This is a genomic window from Parasphingopyxis sp., assembly GCF_028279465.1.
Lineage (GTDB): Bacteria > Pseudomonadota > Alphaproteobacteria > Sphingomonadales > Sphingomonadaceae > Parasphingopyxis.
In genome coordinates, this window is sequence record NZ_JANQNS010000015.1 from 107,409 (window position 1) to 133,784 (window position 26,376).

Genomic DNA, 26,376 nt, shown 5'->3' on the forward strand with positions numbered 1-26,376 from the left:
CCATCGCTTGGCAAAGCGGACACAATGAAACGTAGTACGGGACAGGATCGCGCAACCACCGCCAAATGGCGCCCGGCCACTCAGGCCGTGCGCGGCGGCACCGCGCGTTCGGAATTCGGGGAAACCTCCGAAGCGATATTCCTGACATCCGGCTATGCCTATGACTGCGCGGCCGATGCGGCCGACCGCTTCGCCGGTGAGCAGCAGGGCATGACCTATTCGCGGCTGCAGAACCCGACGGTGGAAATGCTCGAACAGCGGATCGCGCTGATGGAAGGCGCGGAGGCCGCGCGCTGTACGGCGAGCGGCATGGCGGCGATGACGGCGGCGTTGCTCTGTCAGCTCGAGACCGGCGATCATGTCGTCGCCGGCCGGGCGCTGTTTGGCTCCTGCCGCTGGCTGACCGACACGCTGCTGCCGAAATTCGGGATCGAAACGACCACCATCGATGCGCGCGATCCTGATCTGTGGAAGGCCGCCATCACGCCCAACACAAAGGCCTTCTTCTTCGAAACGCCCGCCAATCCGACAATGGATATCGTCGATCTGAAAGCCGTGTGCGATATCGCGCACGAAAATGGCATTGTCTCGATCGTCGACAATGCCTTTGCCACACCTGCGCTCCAGCGGCCGATGGAGTTCGGGGCGGACATCGTCGCCTATAGCGCGACCAAGATGATGGACGGTCAGGGGCGGGTGCTTGCGGGCGCGATCTGCGGCACCGAGGAATTCATTCTCGAAACCCTGCTGCCCTTTACTCGCAATACCGGGCCGACGCTCTCCGCCTTCAACGCCTGGGTCGTGCTCAAGGGCCTCGAAACGCTCGACCTGCGCATCCGCCGCCAGAGCGAGAGTGCGGTGACGGTCGGGAATTTCCTGGAAGGCCGCGTTCCGCGCATCCTGCATCCGGGCCTTGCCAGCCACCCCCAGCATAATCTCGCAATGGCGCAGATGGACGCCTGTGGCCCGATCTTCTCCTTCTTTGTCGATGGCGGTCGCCGGGAGGCCCATGCCTTGCTCGATGCGCTTGAGCTCATCGACATTTCGAACAATATCGGCGACTCTCGCAGCCTGATGACGCATCCGGCGTCGACCACGCATAGCGGGCTGGACGAAAGCGTACGGGAGGAAATGGGGATCGAAGAGAGCATGCTCCGGATCAATGTCGGCCTCGAAGACCCGCAGGATCTGATCGACGATCTCGATTGCGCGCTGAAGGCGGCGGGGCTGTGAACGCGCTCTTCCCCCATGCGGCGCGGACCGGAGATGTGATCGTGCGCGTTTCGGTCAGCTTCCTTCCGGAACAGTCAGAACTCGCCAAGGAACGCTGGTTCTGGGCCTATCATATCCGGATCGAGAATTGCGGCGATGCGCCCGTGCAGCTGCTCACGCGCCACTGGTTCATCACCGATGCCAATGGGCGCCAGCAGGAGGTTGCGGGCGAGGGCGTGGTCGGCGAACAGCCGGTGATCGAGCCGGGCGGCGCGTTCGACTATGTGTCGGGTTGCCCGCTCTCCACGCCCAGCGGGTCGATGGAAGGCAGCTATGCGATGGTCGGCAACGATGGTGCGCAGTTCGACGTGGCGATCCCGCGCTTTCCGCTGGACGCACCGGCAGTCGCGGGATGAAGCGCACACTGCTTCCGTTAAACGGGCTGCGCGTGTTCGACGCGGCCGCGCGGCATCTGTCCTTCACGCGGGCGGCTGACGAGCTGGCGGTGACGCCGGCCGCCGTTGGGCAGCAGATACGCGCGCTCGAAGATACACTCGGCGTGGTCCTCTTCCGCCGCACGCCCAAGGGCCTTAAGCTCACGCCCGAGGGCGAACGCGGGCTCGACGCGTTGCGCGCCGGTTTCCTGCAGTTCGAGGAAAGCGTGCAGGCGATGCGGCAGGGCCAGTCCTCCAACCGGCTGACCATCGCCGCACCGCGCGATTTCAGCCGTTACTGGCTGCTCCCGCGCCTCGCCGAATTCGGCAAGACCGATCCCGATATGCGCTTCCAGCTGATCGCGAGTGACGAGCCGCTCGATTTTACGGAGGCCAATCTCGATCTTGCGATCCGGCTTGCCGACGGGCCGGGCGACCATATGGGCGTGAAGCTGGCCGAGCCCGAAGCCGTCTGGGTCGGCAAGGGTGAGATCATCTGCTGGGAGGGCGGCAAGGCGGACGAGATTCGGCTGATCGTTGCCGATGCGGGGCTTGCACTGGAGGCGGCAATGGCCGGGATCGGCAAGGCGCGCGTGCCGCGGCTGCTCGCCGAAGCGGCGGGTGCCGAGATCGGCGAGAGCGAGGAGGCGCAGCGAGCCTATTGGCTGATGGCCCCGCTCCCGCAATGGCGGCAGCAAAAGGTCCGCAAGCTCGTCGCCGCGCTCACCGGCTAATGGCCGAACTTCCGACGCTGCGATCCCAACGGCTGACGCTCCGTCCCCTGGTCGAGGCCGATGCCGAAGCGATGCATCATTTCTTCTCGGACGAAGAGGCGATGCGCTACTGGTCGAGCGGGCCGCACAAGACGCTGCAGGAAACGCGCGACTATGTCCGCATCAATGCGACGGACGAGAAATATCTGACCTGGGCGATCACGGAGGATGGCGGCGAGGCGCTGGGCTGGGTCTGCCTGATTCCGGGCCGGGAGGGCGTGGCGGAGATCGGCTATAATCTCCGCCGCAGCCATTGGCGGAAGGGCTATGTCGGGGAAGCGGTGTCGCGCGTGATCGATCATGCGTTTGCGGAGATGGGCCTGCGCCGGATCACGGCCGATGTCGATCCCGACAATCATGGCTCCAACGCGTTGCTCGAAAAGCTTGGCTTCCAGCGCGAGGGCTATCTGCGCGAAGAATGGACGACGCATCTCGGCGTGCGGGATAGTATCGTCTGGGGCTTGCTCAAGCGTGAGTGGGAAGGGGGTTGGACGCGGGCCGATCCTGAATAGTTGTAGCCGGAGCGGATTTTTGCCAATCTCGACGCGCGTCAGCCGGTTCAGCGCGTCATAATAATAGGTGGAGCCGTCATAGCCGGTGAGATTGCCGCGCCCGCCATAGCTGGGCGTGCCTACGCTATGCCAACTAATGCAATGTCACCATAAACCGTAAACTTAGGCGGCCGACCGGTCCTGTCCACCGTCGCCTGTGTCAACCGTTTCAGGCTGTCACAGGCGGTGACGTTGCCGCGCGCATCATACAGCGGCTACAGCGAGTCCGGAGCCGGCGGATTGAGGGTCGCGCATTTATCGAGAGCCAGGAAACCGATAAGAGAGTTCGTTGCGTCTGAACTCCATTGCGTTGTTGTCGTAACATTCAAATTGGCGAAATAAGACAGTTTCAGCACCATTGAAATCACTAATTCATATACCCAGAATTTTCGCAAACTTATCATCCACAAAATTTCGGAATATGGCAGGCATTAGCGGAGAAAAAATAATTGCAGCAAATATATTCAGCTGGAACATAAGGCCTATAAATGTAAAGACTGGCAAACCTATCAGTATTATGCTGGGAGCATAAATAGAGTAATCAGTTCTTTCTTTGAAAATCTCTATTTTTCCTTTTCTTATATATGTAAATGGATGATAATTATGCGGGAAAAACTCAAATTTTTTTCTGTTAAATATTATGATCTTCTTTTCGTCAAAATCTTCTATTGATAAATTATAGTAATCAGATAGAGTTTCTTGTATATTTATAATATCTAAATCGGTATTGTCCTGTTTAGAAGTTCTATCTACCCAGCCCAAGAAAAAACGAAATATTGTTATAATCCAACTATTCATTTATCCTCCCGGGCAAAAATATGGGCCTAGTTTTGTTACCGTAGTCTGTCGCGAAACGCCAATGGGAAAACCAAAACTCGGCCCAGCCGAGCTTGAGGTTGGTGGTGAAAAGAATCCGCTGTCAGGTTGTTGATTTATTGTAACGGAAGCAGGTCCGGCTGAAATCGAGGTTGTACGAGCAGCGCCTACAAAATCTCTAATACTATCTGCTCCACCCTGCTCAACAGACACTCCGACGTCGCCGAAGCCGCCTCCAAGACCTCTAGTTGTAAAAACACCGAACGCACCAAGGTCAGTTCTAAAGAGTCCGACAGTGCTGGTGCCACCGGCTCCCATCACACTTGTCACTGTCACAGATGCGGTATGCACTCGACCCAAGAGACATGGACGATCCAGCTCACTAGAGAAATTATGCGTTACAGCACCTCCCCGACCACCGCTCGATCCACCAGAGAGTTGTGGAGCCGTCACCACAATTTCCGGATACAGAAATCCAATGTCTTGTACGACACTTCCAAGCAGATCGGTAAAGAAGCTATCCAGAGCAAATTCCTGCGCTGCCAAAGATGCCCTGCAAAAATAGGGGTCGATTTGGCACCCGCCCTGCACAACGATAGTGTCCCCATAAAATGCAATAGTCGCGGGATCGAACCGTTCGAAGAGTCCCAACGGATCGACCCTATTCACCGGATCGTTTCCGACATAGGCGTAGAGGTTCATGCCGCCCTGGTATCCGATCGGGTCGGGCTGGACGAACCGGCCGAGTTCGGGGTGATAGAAGCGGTTGCGCATATAGTAGAGGCCGATATCCGCGAGCCACATCTGGCCGGCATATTGGAACACGCCGGCATTGCCCGCGCCCGGCTCGCCATGGGGGCCATAGGTGTTGATGCTCTCCATCGTGCCGTCCGTCGCATTGGCGATGGCGATCACGCTGCCGCGCTCGTCGCGGTGCAGATAGCGGCGGTCGGCGATGGCCGTGCCCGGGCCCTCGATCGTCAGCATCGGCGCGCCCAATGAACCGGGCACATAGGCATAGCGGCGCAGCACATCGGTGCTCGTATCGGCATGTTCGGAGATGATCACATCGCCATCCCACAGGAAGCGCCGGTCATCCGCCGTGCCGGGCGCGTCGATCCGGTAGAGCCGCCCGAGCGGATCATAGGTAAAGCGGGTGTTCTGCCCGTCAATCTCGACGCGGACCAGCCGGTTCAGCGCGTCATAATAATAGGTGGAACCGTCATAGCCGGTGAGATTGCCGCGCCCGTCATAGCTCGGCGTGATCGCGCCCGAACCCGGCGGAGTAACGCTCGTATATTGGTTGAGGCCGTTGTCCGCATAGCTGGTCGTGCCCGGCGTCTGGCCGTCATAGACATAGGCGCTGTTCGTGCGGCTGCGCGTCGCGATCTGGCCGGGCGGATTATAGGTGAAATCCGTGGTGAGATCGTTGGCCGCGCCGCCGGTCAGTTCCTGGAACACACTGCTGACCCGCGATACGGGGTCATAGCTGTTCTGCTGCACGGTGTGGTTCGGCGTCGTATTGTCGCCCCAGACGCGGCGAAACAGCCGTTGTTCGACATCGTAGACGGACGCGAATACCCGCGATGCCGTCCCGCTTGTCGCGTTGATCCGCGTCGCGGCGGGGGCGCCTGTGTTCCAATATTGGGTGAAGAAATAGGTGTTGTCCGGATGGGTCAGCCGCGTCCGCACGCCATCGTCGCGATAGGCGGACTGCACCGTGCCCAGCGGCCCGGTCTCCGTCAGCTGGCGACCGAGCGCGTCATAGGTGAAGGTCAGGTTGTGACCGGTTTGCGATGCCGATGTCAGCCGCGAGAAATTATCATAGGCGTAGGTGACATCCGGTGCGGCGCCTGGCGGGTCCATGAGCGTCCGGCGGTTGAGATTGTCATAGGCAAAATTAATTGCTGCGCCTGTGCGTGGCCGGAAAGATTCCAGGTTGGAATTGGCGTCATAGGTATAGGTCTCCCGGTCGGTGATCGATGAACCGCCGCCGGTGGCGTTAGGATACCGTGTCTGTATCAGCCGGTCATGGCCGTCATATACATATGTCGTGCGATTATCTTCGCCATCCTCGACAAAGCGGACCGTGCCGTTGGGATTGAAACGCATATCGAAGGTTGCGCGCTGATCAGGCGTGTTGATGGCCTCGATACGCGCATAGAGCCGATTGTCGGCGAGATAATAGTTGCGCGATATGCGGTCGGGCCCGAAACTTCCCACAGTGCCGATCGTGCAGGCATTGGTCGGCCCACCGCCCGCGAAAAATGCCGGGTTCATGCGCACGGCCGTGCACAGGGGCTGGCTTTGCTCGTTATAGTTATAATCGGTCCTGGACGTGACGACATTGTCCGATCCGCGCAGGCGCGCGCGGACGCGCCGGCCGATATCGTCATATTCGAACAGCCGGGTCGTCGAGACATTCAGCGTGTTGAGATCAGTAAGCGTGGCGCCGTCCGTCCAGCCGCTAATCTCTTCGGTGACATTGCCATTATCGTCATAGACAAAGCGTTGCGCACGCCGCTCGATATCCGTGCCCGTGCTCGGGTCCATGCCGATCACGCCACGTAGCTGGATCCCGGCATTGTAGAAATAATAGGTTTCGTCGTCGGGGATCGGGCCATCATGGATGGTGAGATTGCCGAACGGATCGTAGGTGTAGCTGTTCGTTGCCGAAACAGAAGCGTCGCCGGCTTGCGTGGTAACCTGGGCGAGCAACAGGTTTGTCGCAGTGCTGCCGTTGTCATAGCTCAGGATCGTTTCGGTTTCATCGTCGGTTCCGTCGCATGTCGAGCCAGTCGCACAGCTTTCGGCACGCGTCAGCCGCCAGACATCGCTCGGTGCATCGATTGGTGAGCCGCCTGAGGACTGGATATAGCGCGCGGTCTGTTCTTCATAGCTATAGCGCGTCTGCGGACTCACCTGAGGGCCGCCACCGTCCGGATCGGGCAGCGTGACGCTCAACAAGCCGCCATGCGTAGCGCTCCAGTTATAATTGGTGACATTGCCCTCGGCGTCGGTAGTTGTAGCAGGCCGGTTGCAGGTGACGCTGCTCGTGCAAGGATAGGTTGCGGAGGTTTCGATTGTATCCGTGCCGGATTTCGGGCGACGAATGACGGTCGTGATATTGCCGTTGCTGTCATAGCTGTACTCGACCGAATTGCCCTCCGGCATTGTCATCTCTGTCATTCGTCCGAAGCTGTCATACTCGTAGGTCGTTTCATTGCCTGCGCCGTCGGTCACGGATGTGGGGCGCAAACTTTGCGGTGGGTCGAATTCGACCACAACGTCGCCGCCTACAGGCGCATCGATAGTGGTTTGAAGGAGGGTTCCACCCGGAAACGCATAGCTGTAGTTCCAGACACCTGCGCCGTCGTCGACCGACGATACGCGACCATCGATCCCATAGCTGATATCTATCGGTTCATCGCCAGCCTCCGGCCGTTCGACCCGTGTAACCCTGAGCGCGCTGTTACGGGTTACGCGCGTCGTGCGGCTCAGATTATCGGTTGCGGTTATGATGGTCGGCGCACTGACATCATTGTAGGTAAATGTAACGCTTGGCCAGTTTTGCGTCAGGCTGCAGCTGTCTGCCAGTGGATCGCAATACTCCTCGGCATTGTTGATCGCGATTACGCCAGTGACGAGGTTGAATCGGTCGAGCGTAGTGACACCGGTAATGAAGTCGGACAGATAATCGATATGGAGTTGATAGCCGAGATTGTTAGTGATCGACTGAACACGGTCAGCGCGAACAAGCACGACCTGTCCTTCATAGTCGATGACGTCTTGCTCGGTCTTGTAGTGGAATGTCGTGACGATACCTGATGGCTCACTGATTTCCGTCACCCGGGCGATGATATCTTCTTCCGGATAGTCAGCGTTTAGCGACGTATCGAATTCATAGGCTGTGCCATTCGTCTGCGCATAGGTGTAGATACCGCTCCCGCCATTGAAGGCCAGTGTCGATCCTGTGCCTTCCTGCGCAGTAAACACGCCAGCGGTTTCGGTGAACGATTCGGAAGTATTGCCGAAGGTCACATAGTAGGTGGTACCCGTGCTATCGGTTATGCGCTGTATCCAGCCAAGTGTAAGATCGCGGCGCGCTGTACCATAGAATTCCATCGCGAAGCCCAGCGCCTCACCGACCGATCCGCCTGTGGAAATTTGGCCGAACGTAAAGTTGAACTCGCCGTTAGACAGGTTGACGCCGTTCGTATCGATTGTCTGATAAGGTTCGGGAGGGTTCGCTGGATTACTTGGCGGTCCAGACTGTGAAACAGCCGGCGCGGCCAGGCCAAAGCTCAGGATCGTGGTCAGGAGGAATTTGGCGGCGCGGCGGCGGGTATTGGTTTTCGGTGCGGTCATGGCGGTCTCTCATCAGCATTCGGGTTTCGGATTGGGCGGATTTCGGCCGGAGTTAGTCGGGCTGGGCCGCTTGTCCGGGCTGCGCAGTGCTCAAGGGTTCGGGAGGTACCGCCGCTGATGAGGTCGTTTCGGTGACACCCGCCGATGTCCGGTTGTCGGCAGCGTCATAAGAAAATTCGAAATCGACCGTTTCGGTTGAACGATCCGATTCAACTTCGATGACACGCCCGAGCGCGTCATAGGTGAATGTAGCAGTTTCGGCCTGCATGGCGTTTGCGGCTGCGCTTTGGGTGGCCAAAGCCGCCGAGGCGAGAATGGCTGAAACGATGTGGCGATTGGTCATGGTGATCTCCCGGTTACGAATCAGGAGGTATCAACGCATTTCCAACATTAGAACAAAAAAAGAACAAATAGGTGGCGATGGCCTATCGAGCCGCTATCACGCTCTCTTTTCTGGTATATTAAGCAATATGTTAGACGAGAAGCCCGTGAGAAGACGCGGAATTGGACGTCTCGGATTGATCGCAGTCTGGACTAAGGACCAAGCGGTTGCTCCAGATCTGAATCTAGTACGTAGCGCCATCGCCTCTCAATCTCCGACTGTAAAAGGCAATTGCCGTCAGACGTCGATCGCCTCTTCATCCAGCATCGCCGCATTCTCCTGGATGAAGACGAAGCGGTGCTCGGGATGCTTGCCCATCAGCCGGTCGACGAGATCCTTCACTCCGGCCTCTTTCTGGAATTCCTGCGGCAGCGTGACTTTCAACAGCGAGCGTGTGTCCGGGTCCATCGTCGTCTCGCGCAGCTGTTTCGGGTTCATCTCACCCAAGCCCTTGAAGCGCGCGACATCGACCTTCTTGCCCTTGAATACGGTCGCTTCGATCTCGGCGCGCTCGGCATCGTCCTGCGCATAATGGCTCGTGCCGCCCGCAGTCAGGCGGTAGAGCGGCGGGCGGGCGAGGAAGACATGGCCGGCCTTCACTATTGCGCCCATCTCCTGGAAGAAGAAGGTCATCAGCAGCGTTGCGATATGCGCGCCGTCGACATCTGCATCTGTCATGATGATGATTCGTTCGTAGCGCAGCTGATCGGGATCGCATTGCTCGCGCGTGCCGCAGCCGAGCGCGAGGATGATGTCGGCAATTTCCTGATTTGCCAATATCTTGGCGGAGGTTGCTGAGGCGACGTTGAGGATCTTGCCGCGAATCGGGAGGATCGCCTGTGTCTTGCGGTTGCGCGCCTGCTTGGCCGATCCACCCGCGCTGTCGCCCTCGACGATAAAGAGCTCGGTGCCTTCGGGCCCCGCTTCAGAGCAATCGGTCAGCTTGCCGGGGAGGCGCAGTTTGCGGGCGCTCGTCGCGGTCTTGCGCTTGACCTCTTTTTCCGCCTTGCGCGCGAGCCGCTCTTCCATTCGCTCGACGCAATAGGTGAGCAGTGCTTTGCCCCGCTCCATATTGTCCGTGCAATAATGGTCGAAATGGTCGCGGATCGCATTTTCGACGAGTTTCGCGGCTTCGGGACTCGTTAGCCGGTCCTTGGTCTGGCTCTGAAATTGCGGATCCTTGAGGAACACCGAGAGCATCAGCTCGCTGCCGGACATGATATCGTCGGCCGTGATGCCCGACGCTTTCTTGATGCCGACCAGTTCGCCGAAGGCCCGGATGCCTTTGACGAGCGCTGCGCGCAGGCCCGCTTCGTGGGTGCCGCCGTCGCGGGTCGGTATCGTGTTGCAATAATAGCTGTAGGCGCCGTCCGAATAGAGCGGCCAGGCGACCGCCCATTCGACCGAGCCCAAGCCATCCGGGAAATCCTGCTTGCCCGCAAAGAAGTCCGTCGTCGCGCAGGGGCGCTCGCCGACTTCTTCGGCGAGATGGTCGGCGAGACCGCCGGGAAACTGGAAGACGGCCTCGGGCGGCGTATCGTCCTTGATCAGGCTTTCGTCGCATTTCCAACGGATCTCGACCCCGGCGAACAGATAGGCCTTGGAGCGCGCGAGCTGGTGCAACCGCTGCGGCTTGAACTGTGCTTTCTTGCCGAAGATTTCGGGGTCGGGAATAAAGGCGACCGTCGTCCCGCGCCGGTTCGGCGTATCGCCGACCTTTGCGAGCTTCGACGTCACCTCGCCGCGCGCATAGGTTTGGCGATGGACTTCCTTGTTCTTCGCCACCTCGACGATCGTTTCCTTGGACAGCGCATTGACAACGCTGACGCCGACGCCGTGCAGCCCGCCTGACGTTGCATAGGCTTTGTCGGTGAATTTGCCGCCCGAATGGAGCGTCGTCATGATGACTTCGAGCGCCGATTTCTTTTTGAATTTCGGATGCGGATCGATCGGAATGCCCCGGCCGTTATCGCTGATCGTCAGCCGGTTTCCCGGTTCGAGGCTGATCTCAATCCGGCTCGCATGACCCGCGACTGCCTCGTCCATCGCATTGTCGAGCACTTCGGCCGCAAGATGATGCAGCGCGCGCTCGTCGGTGCCGCCGATATACATGCCGGGCCGCCGCCGGACGGGTTCAAGCCCTTCCAGCACCTCGATCGCGGAGGCGTCGTATTCGTCGGAGGCGCCGCCTCCCGATGATCCGGAGAACAGATCGGTCATGCCAATCGATATAAGAATCGCGGAGTCGCTGCGCTAGCGCTCGGTCGGCGACTTATCCCCAACGTCGCGCCAGGGCTGCCCGACAAAGCGTTTCCAGCGATCGCGAAAGCCCCAGAGATAGTTCACGCGCCGCTCGGCGATGCCGGACAGGCTGAACGGATCGAGGCCGGTCCATGGGAGATAGGGATTGCGCCGGCCATAGGCCCAGATCTCCACGCGCGTGGAGGGCCGCACGGACGGCCCGCGCGCGTGAAAGCCGAACGTGTCGCCGACGACGAGCGTGTTGGCGAGTACAGCGAAGGACTGGGGCTCTGGTAAGCGGAGGCCGGGCAACTCTTCGCGCGTCACCCGGAAGGAACCACGCGATGAGAGGCGATCGACACCGTCCGGCGCCTTGATGCTCATCTGCCGTTCCCATTCCAGCCGCTCGGGCGTCAGCCGATGCGAGCCGGGCACATAGCAAAACGGCCCCTCGTCCTCGGCGACATCGGTCAGGAACAGCCATGCCTTGACCGTCGGATGAAACGTATCGGCGTGGAAATGGGTCTGCGGGTCGGGATCGGCGTCGCGCATATGCGAAAGGATCGATTGAATATATGTGAGCGGCTCCTGGTCGAAGCTGCCCGCATAGCGGATCAGTCCGCGCCAGTCGGGATTGGACAGCAGCGCGCGGGCCTCTGGAATCTTCGCAAGCAAGACCGGGTCGAGCGCGAACCGCCGCGTGATCGTGTCGCCCTGCACCATGTCGCGGGCCGGGCCGCGATGGGCGAGCACCGCATCGCGCAGCCGCGCGAACTGGTCCGCCGGCAGGAAATCGGGCTTGGCGACGAAGCCGTCCCGGTCGAACGCCGCGCGGTCCGCCGGATCGATCAGTTTCGCGAGTCTTTCACGCCGCTTCCACGCCATCGCATGCGCGCGCTTGACCCGCGTCGCATGCAGCCCGCGGGTATTGAGCCGGTGCGAGCCGATGATCGGATTCTTGCTGAAATTCTTCGCGCCCGTAGCGAGCTGCGCGACCCATATTGGAGCAAGGAGATAGCGGGCAAGACGCATAGGGGCTTTCTGGCAAAATCGATTAGCGATGTTATTAGCCGGAATTGTCAGCGAAAAGGAACGGGATATCGAGCAGAAAGCCAAGCGCCTCGTTGTGCATATCGGAATGCCGAAAACCGGAACGTCCGCGCTGCGGCATCTTTTGGCCGACAATGCCGATTACTTGGCCTCACACGATATTCTCGTGCCGATGCCGATGGCGGACAAAAAAGCCTGGCATCGTAGATTCGCGCGCGAATTGGCTGGTCGCTCGGAAGAGGGTAGTGCGACGGGCTATTGTGAGCGCATGTCTCACGCCATCGGCGGCTCGGGCGCGACAACAGCAATTTTGTCGGCGGAGACATTCTCGACGCTTGGGCCATCTTCGGATGTCGCGAACCGCCTTGCCGATTTCGCGCAGTCGATTGGCCGACGTGTCACCATAATCATCTTTCTCAGGCGGCAGCAGGATTATGCGGAATCGCTATACGTACAACGAGTCAAAACGGGATATCTAAACAGCGATTTCGAGACATTCGTAGAAGAGAATCTCGGAAAACCGGTGTTCGACTATACGAAGCTGTTGGCGCCCTGGGAGACTGCCTTTGACGACATCGTCGTGCGCAAATTCGTCCCCGAAAACATCGCTACGGATTTTTTCGATGCGACGGGCCTCCATGTTTCACCCGAGCAGCTGCCGGCGCCCATCGGGCGGTACAATCTCAGGATGACAGCACGAACAGTGGAGCAATTGCGCTTCTGTACAAGTCTGTTGGAGAAAGAGGGTGTCGGCAGGTTCGAACGGGGCAAGTTGCTCGCTCGTGTGATGGAGGTGTTGCCCGATTCCCATGGCCCGGCCTTTCACGCGCTGACGCCCCAACTGTCGGAACGTATCCGGCGGACATGCGATGACACGAATGACGAAATTGCGCGCCGCTATTTCGATAGCCCACCACTGTTTCCGGATACCGGCCCATTACCCGAACCGACGGTAGTGCGAATCGACGACCCTCAGGAACAAGCGCGATTAACCGACTTGGTGGCGCGTCTCCACGGACCGTAGAGCCGCCTCCTACCGCACCCGCGGACCGCCGAAGGGCAGGGGTGGCGGCGGGCGTCGGTCCTTGCGCGGGAGCTGCGCCTGATAGGCGCGGCCGCAATGCTCGACGCAATAGGGAAAGCCCGGATTCACCGGCTTGCCGCAGAAATGGAAATCGGATTCGCCAGGATGGCCTATCGGCCATTTGCAGATCCGCTCTGTTAGGTCGAGCAGGCCCGTCTTGTCCTCATATTCGGGATCGAGCTTTTGTGGAACGAGTCGGCGCGGCGGCGCTGGCGGCAGTGGCTGCTGATCGGCCGGCGATTGGCGGGTAAAGCCGCCCGGACCAATCGAACGGTACTGCGGCCCCGAAGGCGCGGGTGCGGCTTTCTGTTGCGGCGCTTCCGCGGGCTTGGCCGTTTTTGCGGGCGTTTTCGGCGCGGTTTTCGCTTTCGCCTTAGTGGCTGTCTTGGTCTTCGGAGCGGCCTTCTTCGCAGCAGGCTTTTTCTTCGCCTTCGACTTGGCTTTCACGGGCGAGGGGCGGGATTTGAGGCCCAGGCGATGGGCCTTGCCGATCACCGCGTTGCGGCTCACGCCGCCAAGCTTCTCGGCGATCTGGCTCGCCGTCATGCCTTTTTCCCACATCTTTTTCAGATCATCGATGCGTTCGTCGGTCCAGGCCATCAATATTCCTTCTTTAGTGCAAAGCTCATCTGGCTTGCCGGAGCGTGCCGCAGCGGATAATCGCGTTGGCAATGTCAGACCAGCCCAAATCGCACCAGACCCAATCGCGCGATACCGATTTTCCAATACCGGAAGCCCGAACACTGCCCGAACCGGGCGTACCCTCGATCGCTTTCGTCAACTGGGTTGGATTACGAACGCTCTACATTAAGGAGGTTCGCCGTTTCTTCAAGGTCCAGCTGCAAACCGTCTGGGCTCCGGCCGTCACGACATTACTGTTCTTGGTGATATTCACTGTGGCGCTCGGCCGTGGCGATCGCGAAGTGCTGGGCGTCCCGTTCAACACCTTTCTCGCGCCCGGCCTCATCGTGATGGGCATGATTCAGAATGCCTTCGCCAATTCCAGCTTCTCCCTGCTCGTCGGGAAGATCCAGGGCACGATCGTCGACTATCTGATGCCGCCATTGTCCACGCTCGAACTGCTCATTGCGCTCGTCGCCGGTGCCGTGACCCGGGCGTTCTGTGTCGGCATCGCCGTTTGGGTTGCGATGTGGCTCTGGGGTATCGACGTTTCGACAGAGCATGTCTGGGCCATCGTCTATTTCGGCCTGATGGGCTCGATCATGCTCGCCTTTCTCGGCGTGCTGACATCGATCTGGGCAGAAAAATTCGACCATGCCGCAGCCGTGACCAATTTCGTCGTTGCTCCGCTCGCCTTGTTGTCCGGCACCTTCTACACGATCGAGCGGCTCGATCCGATCTTCCAGGCGGTGAGCGCGCTCAATCCGTTTTTCTATGTGATTTCCGGTTTCCGATATGGGTTTATCGGCGCGACGGATTCCAATCTGGCGATGGGCGTTGTCGTACTGCTGGCCCTCAACGTTGCCCTGTGTGCGCTGTGCTACTGGCTGCTCGTGCGCGGGTGGAAGATAAAGAGCTGAGGCGCGTTTTCGGCATTTGACGGACTCGTTCCGCGCTCGGTATAAGGCGGTCCGATTGGCGGCCATCGGGGCCGCCTTTTGCTTTTGCGAACGCCGAACAGGAACGCCACAATGACGATCACGCCGCTGATGCCCGTTTATCCCCGCAGCCCGGTGCGTCCGGTGCGCGGCGAGGGCGCCTATCTGTTCGGCGAAGAGGGCGAGCGCTATCTCGATTTCGCAAGCGGCATTGCGGTCAACCTGCTCGGCCACAGCCATCCGCACCTGACGAAGGCGATCCAGGACCAGGCGGCGCAGCTCGTCCATGTCTCGAACATGTATGGCTCTCCGCAGGGCGAGCATCTGGCGCAGCGGATTTGCGATAACAGTTTCGCCGATACGGTCTTCTTCACCAATTCGGGTGCCGAAGCGGTCGAGTGCGCGATCAAGACGGCGCGGCGCTATCATCACGCGAACGGCGCGCCCGAACGCAAGAAGCTGATCACCTTCTCCGCCGCTTTCCACGGCCGGACGATGGCGACGATCAGCGCTGCGGGATCGGAAAAAATGGTTGGGGGCTTCGAGCCGGTGCTGCCGGGTTTCGAAACGGTCGAGTTCGACAATCTCGACGCAGCCGAAGCGGCGATCGATGCGCACACGGCGGGCTTCCTCGTCGAGCCCGTGCAGGGCGAGGGCGGTATCCGCCCGGCTAGCGAAGAGTTCATGCAGGGCTTGCGCAAGCTTGCGGACGAGCACGATCTGATTCTGGCGCTCGACGAGGTGCAGTGCGGCTATGGCCGGACCGGCACCTTCTTCGCCTATGAGCAATATGGGATCGAGCCCGATATCCTCGCCTCGGCCAAGGGCATTGGCGGCGGTTTCCCGTTGGGCGCGTGCCTCGCGACCGAAAAGGCAGCCTCCGGGATGGTCATCGGCACGCACGGTTCGACCTATGGCGGCGGTCCGCTCGCGATGGCGGCGGGCGAGGCGGTGCTCGACGTGATCCTCGAAGACGGCTTCTTCGATCATGTGAAGCAGATGGGCGACCGGCTCCGCCAGGCGCTGGAGCAGATGCTGCCCAATCACGATCATTTGTTCGAAGGCGTACGCGGCAAAGGGTTGATGCTCGGCATCAAGATGAAGGTCGATAGCAAGCCGTTCGTCCCGTATCTGCGCAGCAAGGGCCTGTTGATGGTCGCGGCGGCCGGCGATGTGGTCCGCGTTCTGCCACCGCTCAATATCGAAGAAAATCATATTGCCGAGTTCATCGAACTGCTCTCCGACGCCGCGCGGGATTACGAACCGCCGCAGGACTCATGACGCGGCATTTCCTCGATATCGCGGAGCTGGACGGCGACGCGCTGGCGGCAATCCTCGACGATGCGCTGACGGCCAAGGCCGCGCGCACCGGCAAGCCGAAGGGCGCGGCTGACGATGACGCGTCGCTGGCGGGCCATGCGCTGGCGATGATTTTCGAGAAGAATTCGACCCGCACGCGTACCTCATTCGATATGGCGATCCGGCAGCTCGGTGGCTCGTCGATGGTGCTGGAGTCCGGTGCAATGCAACTCGGCCGCGGCGAAACCATCGCCGACACCGCCCGCGTACTTTCCCGTTATGTCGACGCGATCATGATCCGCACCGATGATCATTCGAAGCTCACGGAAATGGCGGACTATGCGAGCGTGCCTGTCATCAATGGGCTGACGGACCGTTCACATCCCTGCCAGATCATGGCGGATATGCTGACGGTGCTGGAAAAGCTTAACCGCCTAGCGAGAACGAAATGGGCCTGGCTGGGTGATGGCAATAATGTTCTGACCTCGATCATCGAGGCAGGCAGCCTGCTCAAATTCGATGTCGCTGTCGCCTGTCCTGAAAATCTGCCGCCTCCCGAGGATGTCGTAAGCGCCGCGCGCAAACGGGGCGGCATGGTCGAGATCACGCGCGATCCGATGATTGCGGTCGTCGATGCCGATGTCGTCGTAACGGACACCTGGATTTCGATGGGTCAGAAGGGCGGGGAGGCTAAGCTTGCCGCGCTCGAACCCTATCAGGTGAGGGAAACCGTAATGGCCGCCGCGAAGCCCGATGCGATCTTCCTCCACTGTTTGCCCGCGCATCGCGGTGAGGAGGTGACGGCGGAGGTGATCGACGGGCCGCAATCGGCGATCTGGGACGAAGCGGAAAACCGTCTGCATGCGCAAAAGGCAATCCTGCGGTGGTGCTTCGGCCTGATCGGATGACGACTGCGGTGATGGACAGTTCGCTCGGTTTTTCGATACCGGGCAGCAACGCGCGCGGCCGCATCGTGCGCATCGGCCCGGCACTGGACGCTGTGCTGGAGGCACATGCCTATCCCGAACCACTTGCCCGGCTGTTGGCCGAAGCGCTGGTTCTGGCCGGGCTTCTCGGATCGACGCTGAAAGAGGCGGGCGGCCAGCTGACGATCCAGGCGCAGACGCAGAATGGCGTCGTCGAGCTGCTGGTCGCGGATTACAAAGGCGGCGAATTGCGTGGCTATATCCGGCATGATGCCGAGCGATTGGCGGCAGCGCCGGCCGACCCCTCGCTCTTCGCGCTGTTCGGGCAGGGCTATCTCGCGATCACCTTCGACCAGGCCGTTACCGGCGAGCGCTATCAGGGCATTGTTCCGTTGGAAGGCGGATCGCTGGCCGAAGCGGCCGAGCATTATTTCGTGCAATCGGAACAGATTCCGAGTCTAATCCGGATTGCTGTGCGGAAGAATGGGAAAGGTGGCTGGGTTGCAGGCGGCCTGCTGTTACAGCATCTGGCCGAGGGCGAAGAGGGGCGCGAGCGGCTGCATGTCCGGCTCGATCATCCCGAATGGGAGCATATCCGTACGCTGGGCGAAACGGTCACCGCAGACGAACTCGCCAGCGATGCGTTGGAGATGGATGCGCTCGTCTGGCGGCTCTTTCACGACGAGGGCGAGATTCGGGTGCTGCCGCAAAATCCGCTCGGCAAAGGCTGTCGCTGCGATCCGGTCCATATCCGGCAGGTCATCGGTCAATTCAGTGCGGAAGAGCGTGTCGAAATGGCAGATTCCGACGGCATAATCCGCGTGAATTGCGAATTCTGCGCCAAGAGTTTTCCGATAGAAGCTGCTGAGCTTTAAGCCAAATTTGTGACTTTCAGCACTGGTTCACCTTGTTTCGGTTATAAAATGGTCGTGATGGCGGAGTATCGCCGTCCGCTATGGGAGTGAACATGCGTAAATTTCCGCGCCTCAAGCCGGCCCTGATGGGTGCGGCCGCATCGATGCTGCTCGCGACGCCGGGTGCCGCGCAGGCGCCCGCCGCGCTATCCGGCTTGCAAAGCGGCAACTGGGAATTGCGCGACCTGGGGCGTTCGGGCGCGCGTACGCAGATTTGCGTCCGCAATCCCGCGCGTTTGCTGCAAATTCGCCATACGGGCCGATCCTGTCCGCGCCGTGTATTGAGCGAAGACGGCCGTTCGGTCACAGTGCGTTACGATTGTTCGGGGGCGGGTTGGGGCCAGACTGAAGTGTCGGTCGAAACGCCGCGGCTCGCGCGGATCGATACCCAGGGCATCGCGAATGGCAGCCCTTTTCATAACGTCTATGAGGCGCGCCGGACGGGCGAGTGCCGCTAACCAGCCTTAACCCGTTGTTTACCATCTTTGTTTAGGACCATGTGCGTGCCTTTCATGGGGCACGCTTTCCTCCCTAGCGGGCCGAGTTGGCCCAACCTGGCCGCCTTTACGGGCGGCCTTTTATTTGCGGGCTAAGCTTGCGCCGGGCCGCGCGCGCGCATAGCTGCGTCGCCGATGGGTGACGATACGGAAAAATATGCGGTGCTGCTCCTGTCGGGCGGGCTCGATTCCATGGTGACGGGCGGCTTCGCGCGCGAAGCCGGATATCGGCTGTTCGCCTTGACCATCGACTATAATCAGCGCCATCGGATCGAATTGGAGGCGGCCGCGCGCGTCGCCAACGCGCTTCGGGTTGCAAAGCATATCATTTTGCCGCTCGATCTATCGCAATTCGGCGGATCGGCGCTGACCGACGATATCGACGTGCCGAAAAGCGGCGTCGGCGACGATATTCCGATCACCTATGTTCCCGCGCGCAATACGATCTTCCTTTCGCTGTGCCTGGGCTGGGCCGAGGCCGTGGACGCGCGCGATATCTTTATCGGCGTCAATGCGCTCGACTATTCGGGCTATCCCGATTGCCGGCCCGATTTCATCGCGAGTTTCGAGGCGATGGCGAATCTCGCGACCAAGGCCGGTGTCGAGGGCGATCGCTTCTCGGTGCGCACGCCGCTTATCGATATGAGCAAGGCCGATATCGTGCGCGAGGCGGATCGGCTGGCTCTCGATGCCGGGATGAGCTGGTCCTGTTACGATCCGACGCCCGATGGAAAGCATTGCGGCCTGTGTGACAGTTGCCGCCTCCGTCGCAAGGGCTTTGCCGAAGCAGGGATTGCCGATCCGACCGATTACGCGGCCAGCCCGCCCCGCGCGGGGCACGGGCTGTGAGCTACACCGTCAAGGAAATGTTCCTCACGCTGCAGGGGGAGGGGATGCAGGCGGGCCGCAAGGCCGTGTTCCTGCGCTTTGCCGGCTGCAATCTCTGGACGGGCCGGGAACAGGATCGCGCGACGGCCGTCTGCCAGTTCTGCGATACCGACTTTGTGGGCACCGATGGCGTGAATGGTGCGCGCTATGCCGATGCCGAGGCGGTGGCGATGAAGGCGGGCGAGTTGTGGGGAGAGGATCGCACCAAGGCCTATATCGTCTGCACGGGCGGCGAGCCGCTGCTCCAGCTCGATGCGCCGCTGATCGATGCGCTCCATGCCCAGGGATTCGAGATTGCAGTCGAGACCAATGGCACGATTGCGGCGCCGAAGGGTATCGACTGGCTCTGTGTGAGTCCGAAAGCCGGGAGCGAGGTGGTTCAGCGTTCCGGCGACGAACTCAAGCTGGTCTGGCCGCAGGGGGGCATCGATCCCGGCGAGTTGCTAAGCTGGGGTTTCTCCAATTTCCTGATCCAGCCGATGGATTGTGAAGAGGCCGACGCCGCGCGGCGGGCTGCCATGGACTATGTCCGCGCGCATCCGGAGTGGCGGCTGACCCTCCAGACTCATAAGATGCTTGGCATTCCCTAGCCGCTAATATTGTACGGGCTTGGCGCGGCTGATGCTGTTCCACAGCGCGCGCAGCCAGCGCAGCCTTTTATGGCCCGGATCGGGCGCATCGGCTGCCAGCCAGTCGACAATCTCCTCAGGCGCACAGGGCAGGCGCGTCGGCGGATGGATATAGCGCGGGTAGAGGATGAGCGTGCCGGCAACGAGCGCGTCGAGCGACAGAGTGCGCGTGCGGCGATCGAAGTCGAGCCGGTCCTCGGTCAGGCCCCAACCTGCATAGAATGGTCCGCCATAGGTCAGCACCGTTTTGCTACGCATCAGCGCTTCGAAACCGGCGAGCGAAGTCATCGTCGCGAGACTATCGCAGGCCGCGATACACGCATCGATATTGGCGTCGCGGACGATCCGGTCCGCCAGTTCCGCGCTATCGCCGTCTGCTATCCGCCCTTTCCGGTTGCCGGTCTCCACATCAGGATGCGGTTTGTAGACGATATAGGTGTCCGGGTGATCGGCACGCACGGCTTGAAGCAGACCGAGATTGGTGACGATGTCGGCAGTCCCACGCTTGATGGAGCGGTCGTCCTCGACCTGTCCGACGACGAGTATCGACGCGCGGCCCTCCGGCGGATCGATATCGATATGCGCGCCGACATTATATTTGCTGATTTTGGCGGCGACGAGCCGCTCGCGCAGCCGCGCCGCGCGATCCAGAAGTCCCGGCGAGAACTCGGCGGTCTCGAGTATCATCTCAAGGCGCGAGCTTTGATGCCTGTCGAAATACATGCCGCGATCGTCGATCACGACCGAGGCGGGCAGGTGGAAATCCGAACCCAGCCCGCGCGAGCGCAAAAACCCGTCCTCCATCCGCCATACGGGCGTTCCGTTGCGCACGAGCTGATCCCGTTTCTTCGGGTCCTCCTTGCCAGCCCAGATCAGGATCCTGCCGTTCTGGCCCTTGGCATCGCGCGCCGCGCTGTCGACCGAGCGGTGAAAGCGGATGCTGTTGCGCGGGCCGGCCATCATGTTGCGGACCGCCGCCCGCTTCCACGGCGTGAACCCGACTGCCGCGAAATGGCCGGCATTGCGGTCGGCGATGCGCCGCCAGTGATGCAGGCGCTCGATGGTCGCTTCCAGCGTGGTCGGCTGGCCGCTGATTGGATCGACATAGCGCGAATAGAGGAGGTAAGCGGCGGCGAATATCTCTTCGACGCTGCGCGTGGCCGTCCGGCGATCGCAGCCGATTTCATCGCGCGTTGCGCCCCAGCCGGCGTAGAAGGGCATGCCGAAACAGCGCACAGGCTTGCCGAGTATCAATGCTTCGAAGCCCATCAGGCTCGTCACGCAATAGACGGCATCGACACGCGCGAGAATGTCGGCGGCCCGCGCCTCGCTATCGAGCAGGGTGACGCCGTCCAGCGCATCGGTCGGGATGCACCCTTGTTTGAGACCGGCGGCAACGGCGGGGTGGCGGCGCACCACGATCTCGGCATCCGGCTCGTCGCGTTTTGCGGCCGCGACCATTTCGGCAAATCGTGCCGTGTCCGCAAGGCCCCCGGCAATGGACACATCGCCCAACGTCTGGTCTACGACCAAAACGCGCCGTGTGTCCGTCGCCGGCAGCAGGTGCGACGCCAGTTTCGGAGCGGCGTTCGTTTTGCTCAGCCCATAGTCCGCGATCCGTTGCATGGCATGGCGCGCGCGCTCTAGGAGTTCGGGCGTCTGCCAGCCCCCTTCTTCCAGCAACTGTTCAATCCGCGAGGGCGAGCGGGCGTCATAATAAATGCCGATATCATCGGCGATCAGGCTGAGCGGCGGTGTGCCGGCTTCACCCAGCCCTATCGAGCGGAGAAAGCCGTCTTCCAGCGCGATATAGGGCAGCCCCTTTTCGGCGGCGATGGCGCGGGCGCGTTTAGCGGTCGGCTTGTAACCCCATCCGGCAACGGCATCGGTACCGGCGCGTGCCGAGCGGTTGCGATCCACATGCTCGACCTCCGGCAGAAACGCGTCGAGATGGGGGATAGCCCCGACGCCCCGTCCGGGGACGAGCAAGCGGCGCGCCGCAAGGCGGTGATGGACGGGATCGGACATTGCGGGCGGGATGCAAGGCCCCGCCTATTTTGGCAAGGCCGGGCCGGGCGGTCGTCAGCAGCGACGGCTGTTATAACTGTCCCCGCGCCAGCAGCGGTCTTCGAGCCGCAGAATGGGCGGGAGCGGCACCGGTTCGTGATAGAGCATGATCGCATCCGCATAGGAGACGAGGCTGTTACGCATCTCGCGCATCCGGTTCTGCGCGGTTATGTGTAGCTGTCCCTTGGGCCGTGCGAGCGCATCGCGCGCGATATCGGCCGCCGCATGGCAGAAGCTGCGCTGCGAGCCGACCCGGACATAGCTTTGATACATGGTGGTTGTGTATTCATCCATTGTCGACTGCCAGCGGCGGCCGACCGTCCGTCGGAAATAGCTTTTGAGCCCTTCATAGGCGGCATTGAGCTCATCGGCATGATGGGTCAGGATCGCATTGTAATTGTCGACCGACATGGCGGAAGGCCAGAACTGACAATTGAGCGCGGCGACGTTGAGACTGGAGCGCAGATTCCAGACGAGATTGGCGCGAATATCGGCCGGCTGGCCATTGGTCATCGCCGGCACGAACAGGCCGGGCTCCGCGCCGGATACGGGCTGGCCCTGATGCTCGGGCGGGAAGAAGAATATCTGCGCCGATGCCGGGCTGCCCATTGCCAAACCCAGCATTGCCGCGATTCCGGCAAAGGCCGTCTTAATCCTGCGCATCCTTACTCTCCCTCGCTCACTCGACTGGCTTATTATCACGTTGCTGCGAAGAACCATCGCGCAGCGGCTCGTTTCGCCGCACCGTCGACTCGCTCCGGCCCGTACCTACTCGGCGGCTTCCTCGTCGCCGCCTTCATCTTCGGCCGGTTCTTCTTCCGGTGTGGGGCTCGGTGCTTCGGTTTCGTCCGAAGCGGCCTCGCCGCCCGATCCGGCTGCCGGAGCCTCCGGCGTGCTGTCGCTATCGGCCGGCATACGGCTTTCCATCCCCATCGTTTCTTCGGCGCCGATCGTGCCGTCGATCAGCGTCGTATCATTGATCGTGCCATCGCCTTCGCCGGGATCGACATCTGTCACCGCCGTATCTTCGTCGGTCGTCGCAGTTTCATTGCCCCCGCCGCAGGCCGCTAATGCGAAAGCCGCCATGGCGATCGCAGAACCGTTCAGAAATCTGGTCGAAATGCGCATCTTCCGTCTCCCTTGTCCGATCCGCTGGATAGCGACCCGATTCTGACGTCACAAGCCCATGCGCGCCGGAGCTGGGATCAACGTTTCGAAGGTGCGGAGTCGAGCTTTTTCAGGAAGCTAGGAAATTTTTCCTCGATCGCTGTATCGACGCGCGCCATCTCGACGGTCGCGCCGAGTTTTTTTAGGCTGGTTACCGGATATTCGGCGATGCCGCAGGGCACTATGCCGTCGAAATGAGATAAATCGGGTGCGACGTTCAGCGCAAAACCGTGAAAGCTGACCCATTTGCGAATGCGCACGCCGATCGCGCCGATCTTGGCCTCGCTTTCTCCATCGTTGGCCCAGATACCGATCCGGCCCTCTGCACGGCGCGCATCGACACCGAGATCGGCCAGACTGTCGATCACCCAACCTTCCAGCGCATGGACGAAACAGCGCACATCACGGCCGCGCTTTGCGAGATCGAGCATCACATAGACGATCCGTTGGCCCGGCCCGTGATAGGTATAGCGCCCGCCGCGTCCGGCAGTGAAAACCGGAAAACGTCCGGCACTCAGCAGTTCGGCAGGATCGGCGCTGGTGCCGGCCGTGTAGAGCGGCGGATGTTCGAGCAACCAGATGCACTCCCTGGCCTCGCCACGATGGATGGCTGCCGCGCGCGCTTCCATATCCGCCAGTGCGTCGGGATAGGCCGTGAGACCGGGCGACACACGCCATTCAATATCAGTGTCTTCCATCGCAGTGATAGATGCGGGCCGTGTGCGCCACGATCAAGGGTTGTGCCCGCGCGCCAGTCGCCGCATGAAGGCAGGCATGTCCGATAGCTTTCGTTTTTCGCCCAGCACCGGCTGGGACGAGGTGCGCCAATTGCTTGGCCGTGAGATGCAATTGCTGGTCGCGATTGCCGGGGTGTTCTTCCTTTTACCCGGGCTCGTGCTGTCCTTCGTGCTGCCGCCGATCGAGGATATCAGCAGTCTCGAGGCGATCGTCGCCGCGCTGCAGCCCTATCTGTTGCTGATCATCCTGGTCAGCCTCATCCAGATGATCGGCCAACTCGCGATCTGGACGCTCGTTATGGCGTCGGATCGGCCGACGGTCGGGGAAGCTATCAAGGCGGCACTGCTATTCCTGCCCTTCTATTTCCTGATCAATATTCTCAGCAACCTGATCGTCGGCGCCGGGCTGCTGCTCTTTATCCTGCCAGGCATTTATCTGGCCTGCCGCCTTGCACCGATTGGGGTTATCGCGGTCGCCGAGAATGTGCGCAATCCGCTGACCGCGATCCAGCGCAGCTTCGAAGTCACGAAGAGTAACGCGCTGCCGATCTTCGCCTTTCTGCTGATCGTCGGCGTGACCTTCTTTCTGATCACGTTGGCGGTGTCTTTCGTGTTCGGCACGCTGTTCGTGATTGTCGGGCTGGAAATGGACCCGGGCGGCACAGGCTCGACGTTGCTCGCATTTGTGACCGGTATCGTTTCGGCGGCAGGCACGACGATCTTTGCGCTGATGCAGGTAGCCATCTATCGCCAGTTGACCGGCGCGGGCACTCCGGCCGTCTTCGACTAACTCTCCAGCAGCGGCACGTGCGGGGCCGCATCGCGCGGCAAAATGCCGGCGAGGCGCGGATCGGGAAAGGTTTCGACGGCCCGTCCGCGCGGCACGAAGCCCATACTGCGGTAAAAGGCGAGGGCGTTCGGATGATCGAGTGTGCAGGTATGGAGATGCACGCGTTCGACTTCCGCTCGCCAGGCGAGCGCCAGTGTCTGCATCATCAGCCAGCGGCCATGTCCTTTGCCGGCCAGTTCCGGTACCAGCCCGAAAAACTGGATTTCGCATTGGCGCTCTTCGCGGAAATCGAGTTCGATCATGCCGATCTCGATCCCTGCGCGGTCCTCGACCGCGTAAAAGTCGATATCCGCGTGATTGATGATCGCATCGAGGTCCGCCTCGTCCATCACTAGCCGCGAATACCAGAGCCAAGGCGCGCCGACCCGTTCGAACAGGATACGATACTTGCCGAGATCGACCGGCTTCCAGTGATTGATCCGAAGCGGCGATTCCGGCATCGGTGTGGGTTTCGGCCGCTCGCGCATATCCAGATAGGTCACGACCTCGGCCAAATGCCCGGCCGGGATTTCGTGCAGTTTCATGTCCATATGGCGCGGGGCGGCAGGCTCATCAGAATAGCATCGATATTGCCGCCGGTTTTGAGGCCGAACAGCGTGCCCCGGTCGTAGACTAGGTTGAACTCGGCATAGCGACCGCGCCATTCGAGCTGCTGCTGCTCTTCTTCGGCTGTGAATTCGGAATGCATGCGTTTGCGGACCAGCGCGGGAAAGGCCTTGAGGAAGGCATCGCCGACATGATCGACAAAGGCGAGATGCGTGTTGAACGATTCGTCGTCTTCGATTTCGAGATGATCGAAAAAGATGCCACCCACGCCGCGTGCGACATTGCGGTGCGGGATCCAGAAATAGTCGTCGGCCCATTTCGAGAACTTCTCATAGTCGCCGGGCTCGTGCGCATCGCAGGCCTTGAACATTTCCGCATGGAAGAATTCCGTATCCTCCTTGTAGGGGATTGGCGGGTTAAGATCCGCGCCGCCGCCGAACCAGCGTTTCGTCGTGTTGAGAAAGCGCAGATTCATGTGGACGGCCGGTACATGCGGGTTTGCCATATGGGCGACAAGGCTAATCCCGGTCGCAAAAAAGCGCGGATCGTTTTCCGCGCCATGGATGGTTTTCGAGAATTCCTCGCTGAACTGCCCGGCGACGGTCGAGACGTTGACGCCGGCCTTTTCGAAAACCTTGCCCTTAATCAGTCCCTGGACCCCGCCGCCGCCGGGCGCGCCGGTTTCATCCGGCCGGTCCCAGGGCGTGTAAACGAAACGCGCATCGCTGCCGGCTTCGCCCTCGATCGCTTCATATTCGGCGCAGATCCGGTCGCGCAGCTTCTCGAATGTGGTTCGCGCCGCCTGTTGTTGCGCGTCGAGTTCGATCATTCGGGCCATCCTCCAGTTTGCCTGATTGCTTCGCCGAGAGCGATGCCCGTTGCTATCGCGACATTCAAGGATCGAAAACCCTGGCGCATCGGTATGCGCACCCGGAGGCCAGCCGCATCGTGCACATGTTCGGGCACGCCCGCGCTTTCCGATCCCATCAACAGGATATCGTCGGTCGCGAACCGGGCATCGGGCAGCGGTGTGCCGCCGCTCACCGTGAGCAGGATCAGCCGCGCGGTTCGCGATTCGCGAAATGCGGCCCAGTCCGCATGGCGCGTGACATCTGCGGTGGCCGCATAATCCATCCCGGCGCGCTTCAACCCACGGTCGGAAAAGGGAAAACCGCAGGGTTCGATAATATCGACCTGTACCCCGAGGCAGGTAGCAGTGCGCAGTATAGTGCCTACATTTCCGGCGATATCGGGTTGATATAGAGCGATTCTCATGCCGCAGTCATTCGCATCGCAGCGTCATTGTCACAAGCCGGTCAAAAACGCTGTTGGCAAATGGCATCGAGGGCGGCTATCAGGCCCCCCAAGAGGGGCTGGGGGACGTCT

General features: G+C 60.7%; 26 protein-coding genes. 13 read left to right on the plus strand and 13 right to left on the minus strand.

Annotation, left to right across the window (positions count from 1 at the left end):
- The first annotated feature begins 24 nt into the window (after window positions 1-24).
- The 4 genes from Q0974_RS09880 to Q0974_RS09895 are packed head-to-tail and all read left to right on the plus strand — an operon-like array spanning window position 25 to window position 2,931.
- Entirely contained in the window at window positions 25-1,233 is a 1,209-nt protein-coding gene (locus Q0974_RS09880) for an aminotransferase class I/II-fold pyridoxal phosphate-dependent enzyme (RefSeq protein ID WP_299327088.1), read from the plus strand.
- Entirely contained in the window at window positions 1,230-1,628 is a 399-nt protein-coding gene (apaG, locus tag Q0974_RS09885) for a Co2+/Mg2+ efflux protein ApaG (protein ID WP_299327090.1), read from the plus strand. Before Q0974_RS09880 ends, apaG begins: the two co-directional genes overlap by 4 nt.
- Complete coding sequence (locus Q0974_RS09890; RefSeq protein WP_299327092.1) at window positions 1,625-2,380, plus strand: LysR family transcriptional regulator; 756 nt, start codon at window positions 1,625-1,627, stop codon at window positions 2,378-2,380. Before apaG ends, Q0974_RS09890 begins: the two co-directional genes overlap by 4 nt.
- Window positions 2,380-2,931: a GNAT family N-acetyltransferase gene (locus Q0974_RS09895; protein ID WP_299327094.1), complete on the plus strand. Its 552-nt coding sequence runs from the start codon at window positions 2,380-2,382 to the stop codon at window positions 2,929-2,931. Before Q0974_RS09890 ends, Q0974_RS09895 begins: the two co-directional genes overlap by 1 nt.
- 411 nt (window positions 2,932-3,342) lie before the next feature.
- Here the strand turns inward: Q0974_RS09895 and Q0974_RS09900 are convergent, their stop codons facing one another.
- From Q0974_RS09900 to Q0974_RS09920, 5 genes are all read right to left on the minus strand, one after another.
- Window positions 3,343-3,768 (minus strand): hypothetical protein, encoded by a 426-nt coding sequence (locus tag Q0974_RS09900; RefSeq protein WP_299327096.1) that lies wholly within the window; start codon window positions 3,766-3,768, stop codon window positions 3,343-3,345.
- The gene (locus Q0974_RS09905) at window positions 3,769-8,154 is read right to left on the minus strand and encodes an RHS repeat-associated core domain-containing protein (protein WP_299327098.1); all 4,386 of its coding nucleotides are present in this window, start codon (window positions 8,152-8,154) and stop codon (window positions 3,769-3,771) included.
- 52 nt (window positions 8,155-8,206) lie between these two features.
- A complete protein-coding gene (locus Q0974_RS09910) occupies window positions 8,207-8,497 on the minus strand; it encodes a hypothetical protein (protein WP_299327100.1) in 291 nt (96 codons plus the stop codon).
- A gap of 276 nt (window positions 8,498-8,773) precedes the next feature.
- Complete coding sequence (gene parE / locus Q0974_RS09915; protein WP_299327102.1) at window positions 8,774-10,756, minus strand: DNA topoisomerase IV subunit B; 1,983 nt, start codon at window positions 10,754-10,756, stop codon at window positions 8,774-8,776.
- 33 nt (window positions 10,757-10,789) lie between these two features.
- Window positions 10,790-11,809: a phytanoyl-CoA dioxygenase family protein gene (locus Q0974_RS09920; RefSeq protein ID WP_299327103.1), complete on the minus strand. Its 1,020-nt coding sequence runs from the start codon at window positions 11,807-11,809 to the stop codon at window positions 10,790-10,792.
- 28 nt (window positions 11,810-11,837) lie between these two features.
- Between Q0974_RS09920 and Q0974_RS09925 the strand changes: the two genes are divergently transcribed.
- On the plus strand, window positions 11,838-12,851 hold the full coding sequence (locus Q0974_RS09925; RefSeq protein WP_299327104.1) for a hypothetical protein: 1,014 nt from the start codon (window positions 11,838-11,840) through the stop codon (window positions 12,849-12,851).
- A gap of 9 nt (window positions 12,852-12,860) precedes the next feature.
- Here the strand turns inward: Q0974_RS09925 and Q0974_RS09930 are convergent, their stop codons facing one another.
- Window positions 12,861-13,511, minus strand: a complete 651-nt coding sequence (locus Q0974_RS09930) for a GcrA family cell cycle regulator (protein WP_299327106.1) — start codon at window positions 13,509-13,511, stop codon at window positions 12,861-12,863.
- 71 nt (window positions 13,512-13,582) lie between these two features.
- Here Q0974_RS09930 and Q0974_RS09935 point away from each other — a divergent pair, with 71 nt between their 5' ends.
- The 7 genes from Q0974_RS09935 (at window position 13,583) to queE (ending at window position 19,584) form a co-directional block, all read left to right on the plus strand.
- The gene (locus Q0974_RS09935; protein WP_299327108.1) at window positions 13,583-14,452 is read left to right on the plus strand and encodes an ABC transporter permease; all 870 of its coding nucleotides are present in this window, start codon (window positions 13,583-13,585) and stop codon (window positions 14,450-14,452) included.
- A gap of 111 nt (window positions 14,453-14,563) precedes the next feature.
- Window positions 14,564-15,751, plus strand: a complete 1,188-nt coding sequence (locus Q0974_RS09940; RefSeq protein ID WP_299327110.1) for an aspartate aminotransferase family protein — start codon at window positions 14,564-14,566, stop codon at window positions 15,749-15,751.
- The gene (argF, locus tag Q0974_RS09945) at window positions 15,748-16,677 is read left to right on the plus strand and encodes an ornithine carbamoyltransferase (RefSeq protein ID WP_299327112.1); all 930 of its coding nucleotides are present in this window, start codon (window positions 15,748-15,750) and stop codon (window positions 16,675-16,677) included. Before Q0974_RS09940 ends, argF begins: the two co-directional genes overlap by 4 nt.
- Window positions 16,674-17,570 (plus strand): Hsp33 family molecular chaperone HslO, encoded by an 897-nt coding sequence (locus Q0974_RS09950; RefSeq protein ID WP_299327114.1) that lies wholly within the window; start codon window positions 16,674-16,676, stop codon window positions 17,568-17,570. The genes argF and Q0974_RS09950 overlap by 4 nt, the downstream gene beginning before the upstream one ends.
- Window positions 17,571-17,662: 92 nt before the next feature.
- Window positions 17,663-18,067, plus strand: a complete 405-nt coding sequence (locus tag Q0974_RS09955; RefSeq protein WP_299327116.1) for a hypothetical protein — start codon at window positions 17,663-17,665, stop codon at window positions 18,065-18,067.
- 174 nt (window positions 18,068-18,241) lie between these two features.
- On the plus strand, window positions 18,242-18,955 hold the full coding sequence (gene queC, locus Q0974_RS09960; RefSeq protein ID WP_299327118.1) for a 7-cyano-7-deazaguanine synthase QueC: 714 nt from the start codon (window positions 18,242-18,244) through the stop codon (window positions 18,953-18,955).
- Window positions 18,952-19,584, plus strand: coding sequence for a 7-carboxy-7-deazaguanine synthase (queE, locus tag Q0974_RS09965; RefSeq protein ID WP_299327120.1), 633 nt, complete (start codon window positions 18,952-18,954; stop codon window positions 19,582-19,584). Before queC ends, queE begins: the two co-directional genes overlap by 4 nt.
- A 3-nt stretch (window positions 19,585-19,587) precedes the next feature.
- Here queE and Q0974_RS09970 read toward each other — a convergent pair whose 3' ends face one another.
- The 4 genes from Q0974_RS09970 to lipB form a co-directional block, all read right to left on the minus strand.
- The gene (locus Q0974_RS09970) at window positions 19,588-21,651 is read right to left on the minus strand and encodes a hypothetical protein (RefSeq protein ID WP_299327122.1); all 2,064 of its coding nucleotides are present in this window, start codon (window positions 21,649-21,651) and stop codon (window positions 19,588-19,590) included.
- Between the two features lie 54 nt (window positions 21,652-21,705).
- Window positions 21,706-22,353 (minus strand): hypothetical protein, encoded by a 648-nt coding sequence (locus Q0974_RS09975; protein ID WP_299327124.1) that lies wholly within the window; start codon window positions 22,351-22,353, stop codon window positions 21,706-21,708.
- Window positions 22,354-22,458: 105 nt separating this feature from the next.
- A complete protein-coding gene (locus Q0974_RS09980) occupies window positions 22,459-22,818 on the minus strand; it encodes a hypothetical protein (RefSeq protein ID WP_299327126.1) in 360 nt (119 codons plus the stop codon).
- A 77-nt stretch (window positions 22,819-22,895) separates the two neighbouring features.
- Complete coding sequence (gene lipB, locus Q0974_RS09985) at window positions 22,896-23,555, minus strand: lipoyl(octanoyl) transferase LipB (RefSeq protein ID WP_299327128.1); 660 nt, start codon at window positions 23,553-23,555, stop codon at window positions 22,896-22,898.
- Window positions 23,556-23,631: 76 nt separating this feature from the next.
- Here lipB and Q0974_RS09990 point away from each other — a divergent pair, with 76 nt between their 5' ends.
- Window positions 23,632-24,384 (plus strand): hypothetical protein, encoded by a 753-nt coding sequence (locus tag Q0974_RS09990; protein ID WP_299327130.1) that lies wholly within the window; start codon window positions 23,632-23,634, stop codon window positions 24,382-24,384.
- Here Q0974_RS09990 and Q0974_RS09995 read toward each other — a convergent pair.
- From Q0974_RS09995 to Q0974_RS10005, 3 genes are read right to left on the minus strand one after another with little or no spacing between them, the layout of a single operon-like run.
- Window positions 24,381-24,968 carry an N-acetyltransferase gene (locus Q0974_RS09995; protein ID WP_299327132.1) on the minus strand — a complete coding sequence of 196 codons (588 nt, stop codon included), beginning with the start codon at window positions 24,966-24,968 and terminating at the stop codon, window positions 24,381-24,383. The two genes, Q0974_RS09990 and Q0974_RS09995, sit on opposite strands and share 4 nt — an antisense overlap.
- Window positions 24,965-25,819, minus strand: coding sequence for an oxygen-dependent coproporphyrinogen oxidase (gene hemF / locus Q0974_RS10000; RefSeq protein ID WP_299327134.1), 855 nt, complete (start codon window positions 25,817-25,819; stop codon window positions 24,965-24,967). The genes Q0974_RS09995 and hemF overlap by 4 nt, the downstream gene beginning before the upstream one ends.
- Window positions 25,816-26,265, minus strand: coding sequence for a tRNA (cytidine(34)-2'-O)-methyltransferase (locus Q0974_RS10005; RefSeq protein WP_299327136.1), 450 nt, complete (start codon window positions 26,263-26,265; stop codon window positions 25,816-25,818). Before Q0974_RS10005 ends, hemF begins: the two co-directional genes overlap by 4 nt.
- Window positions 26,266-26,376 lie beyond the last annotated feature (111 nt).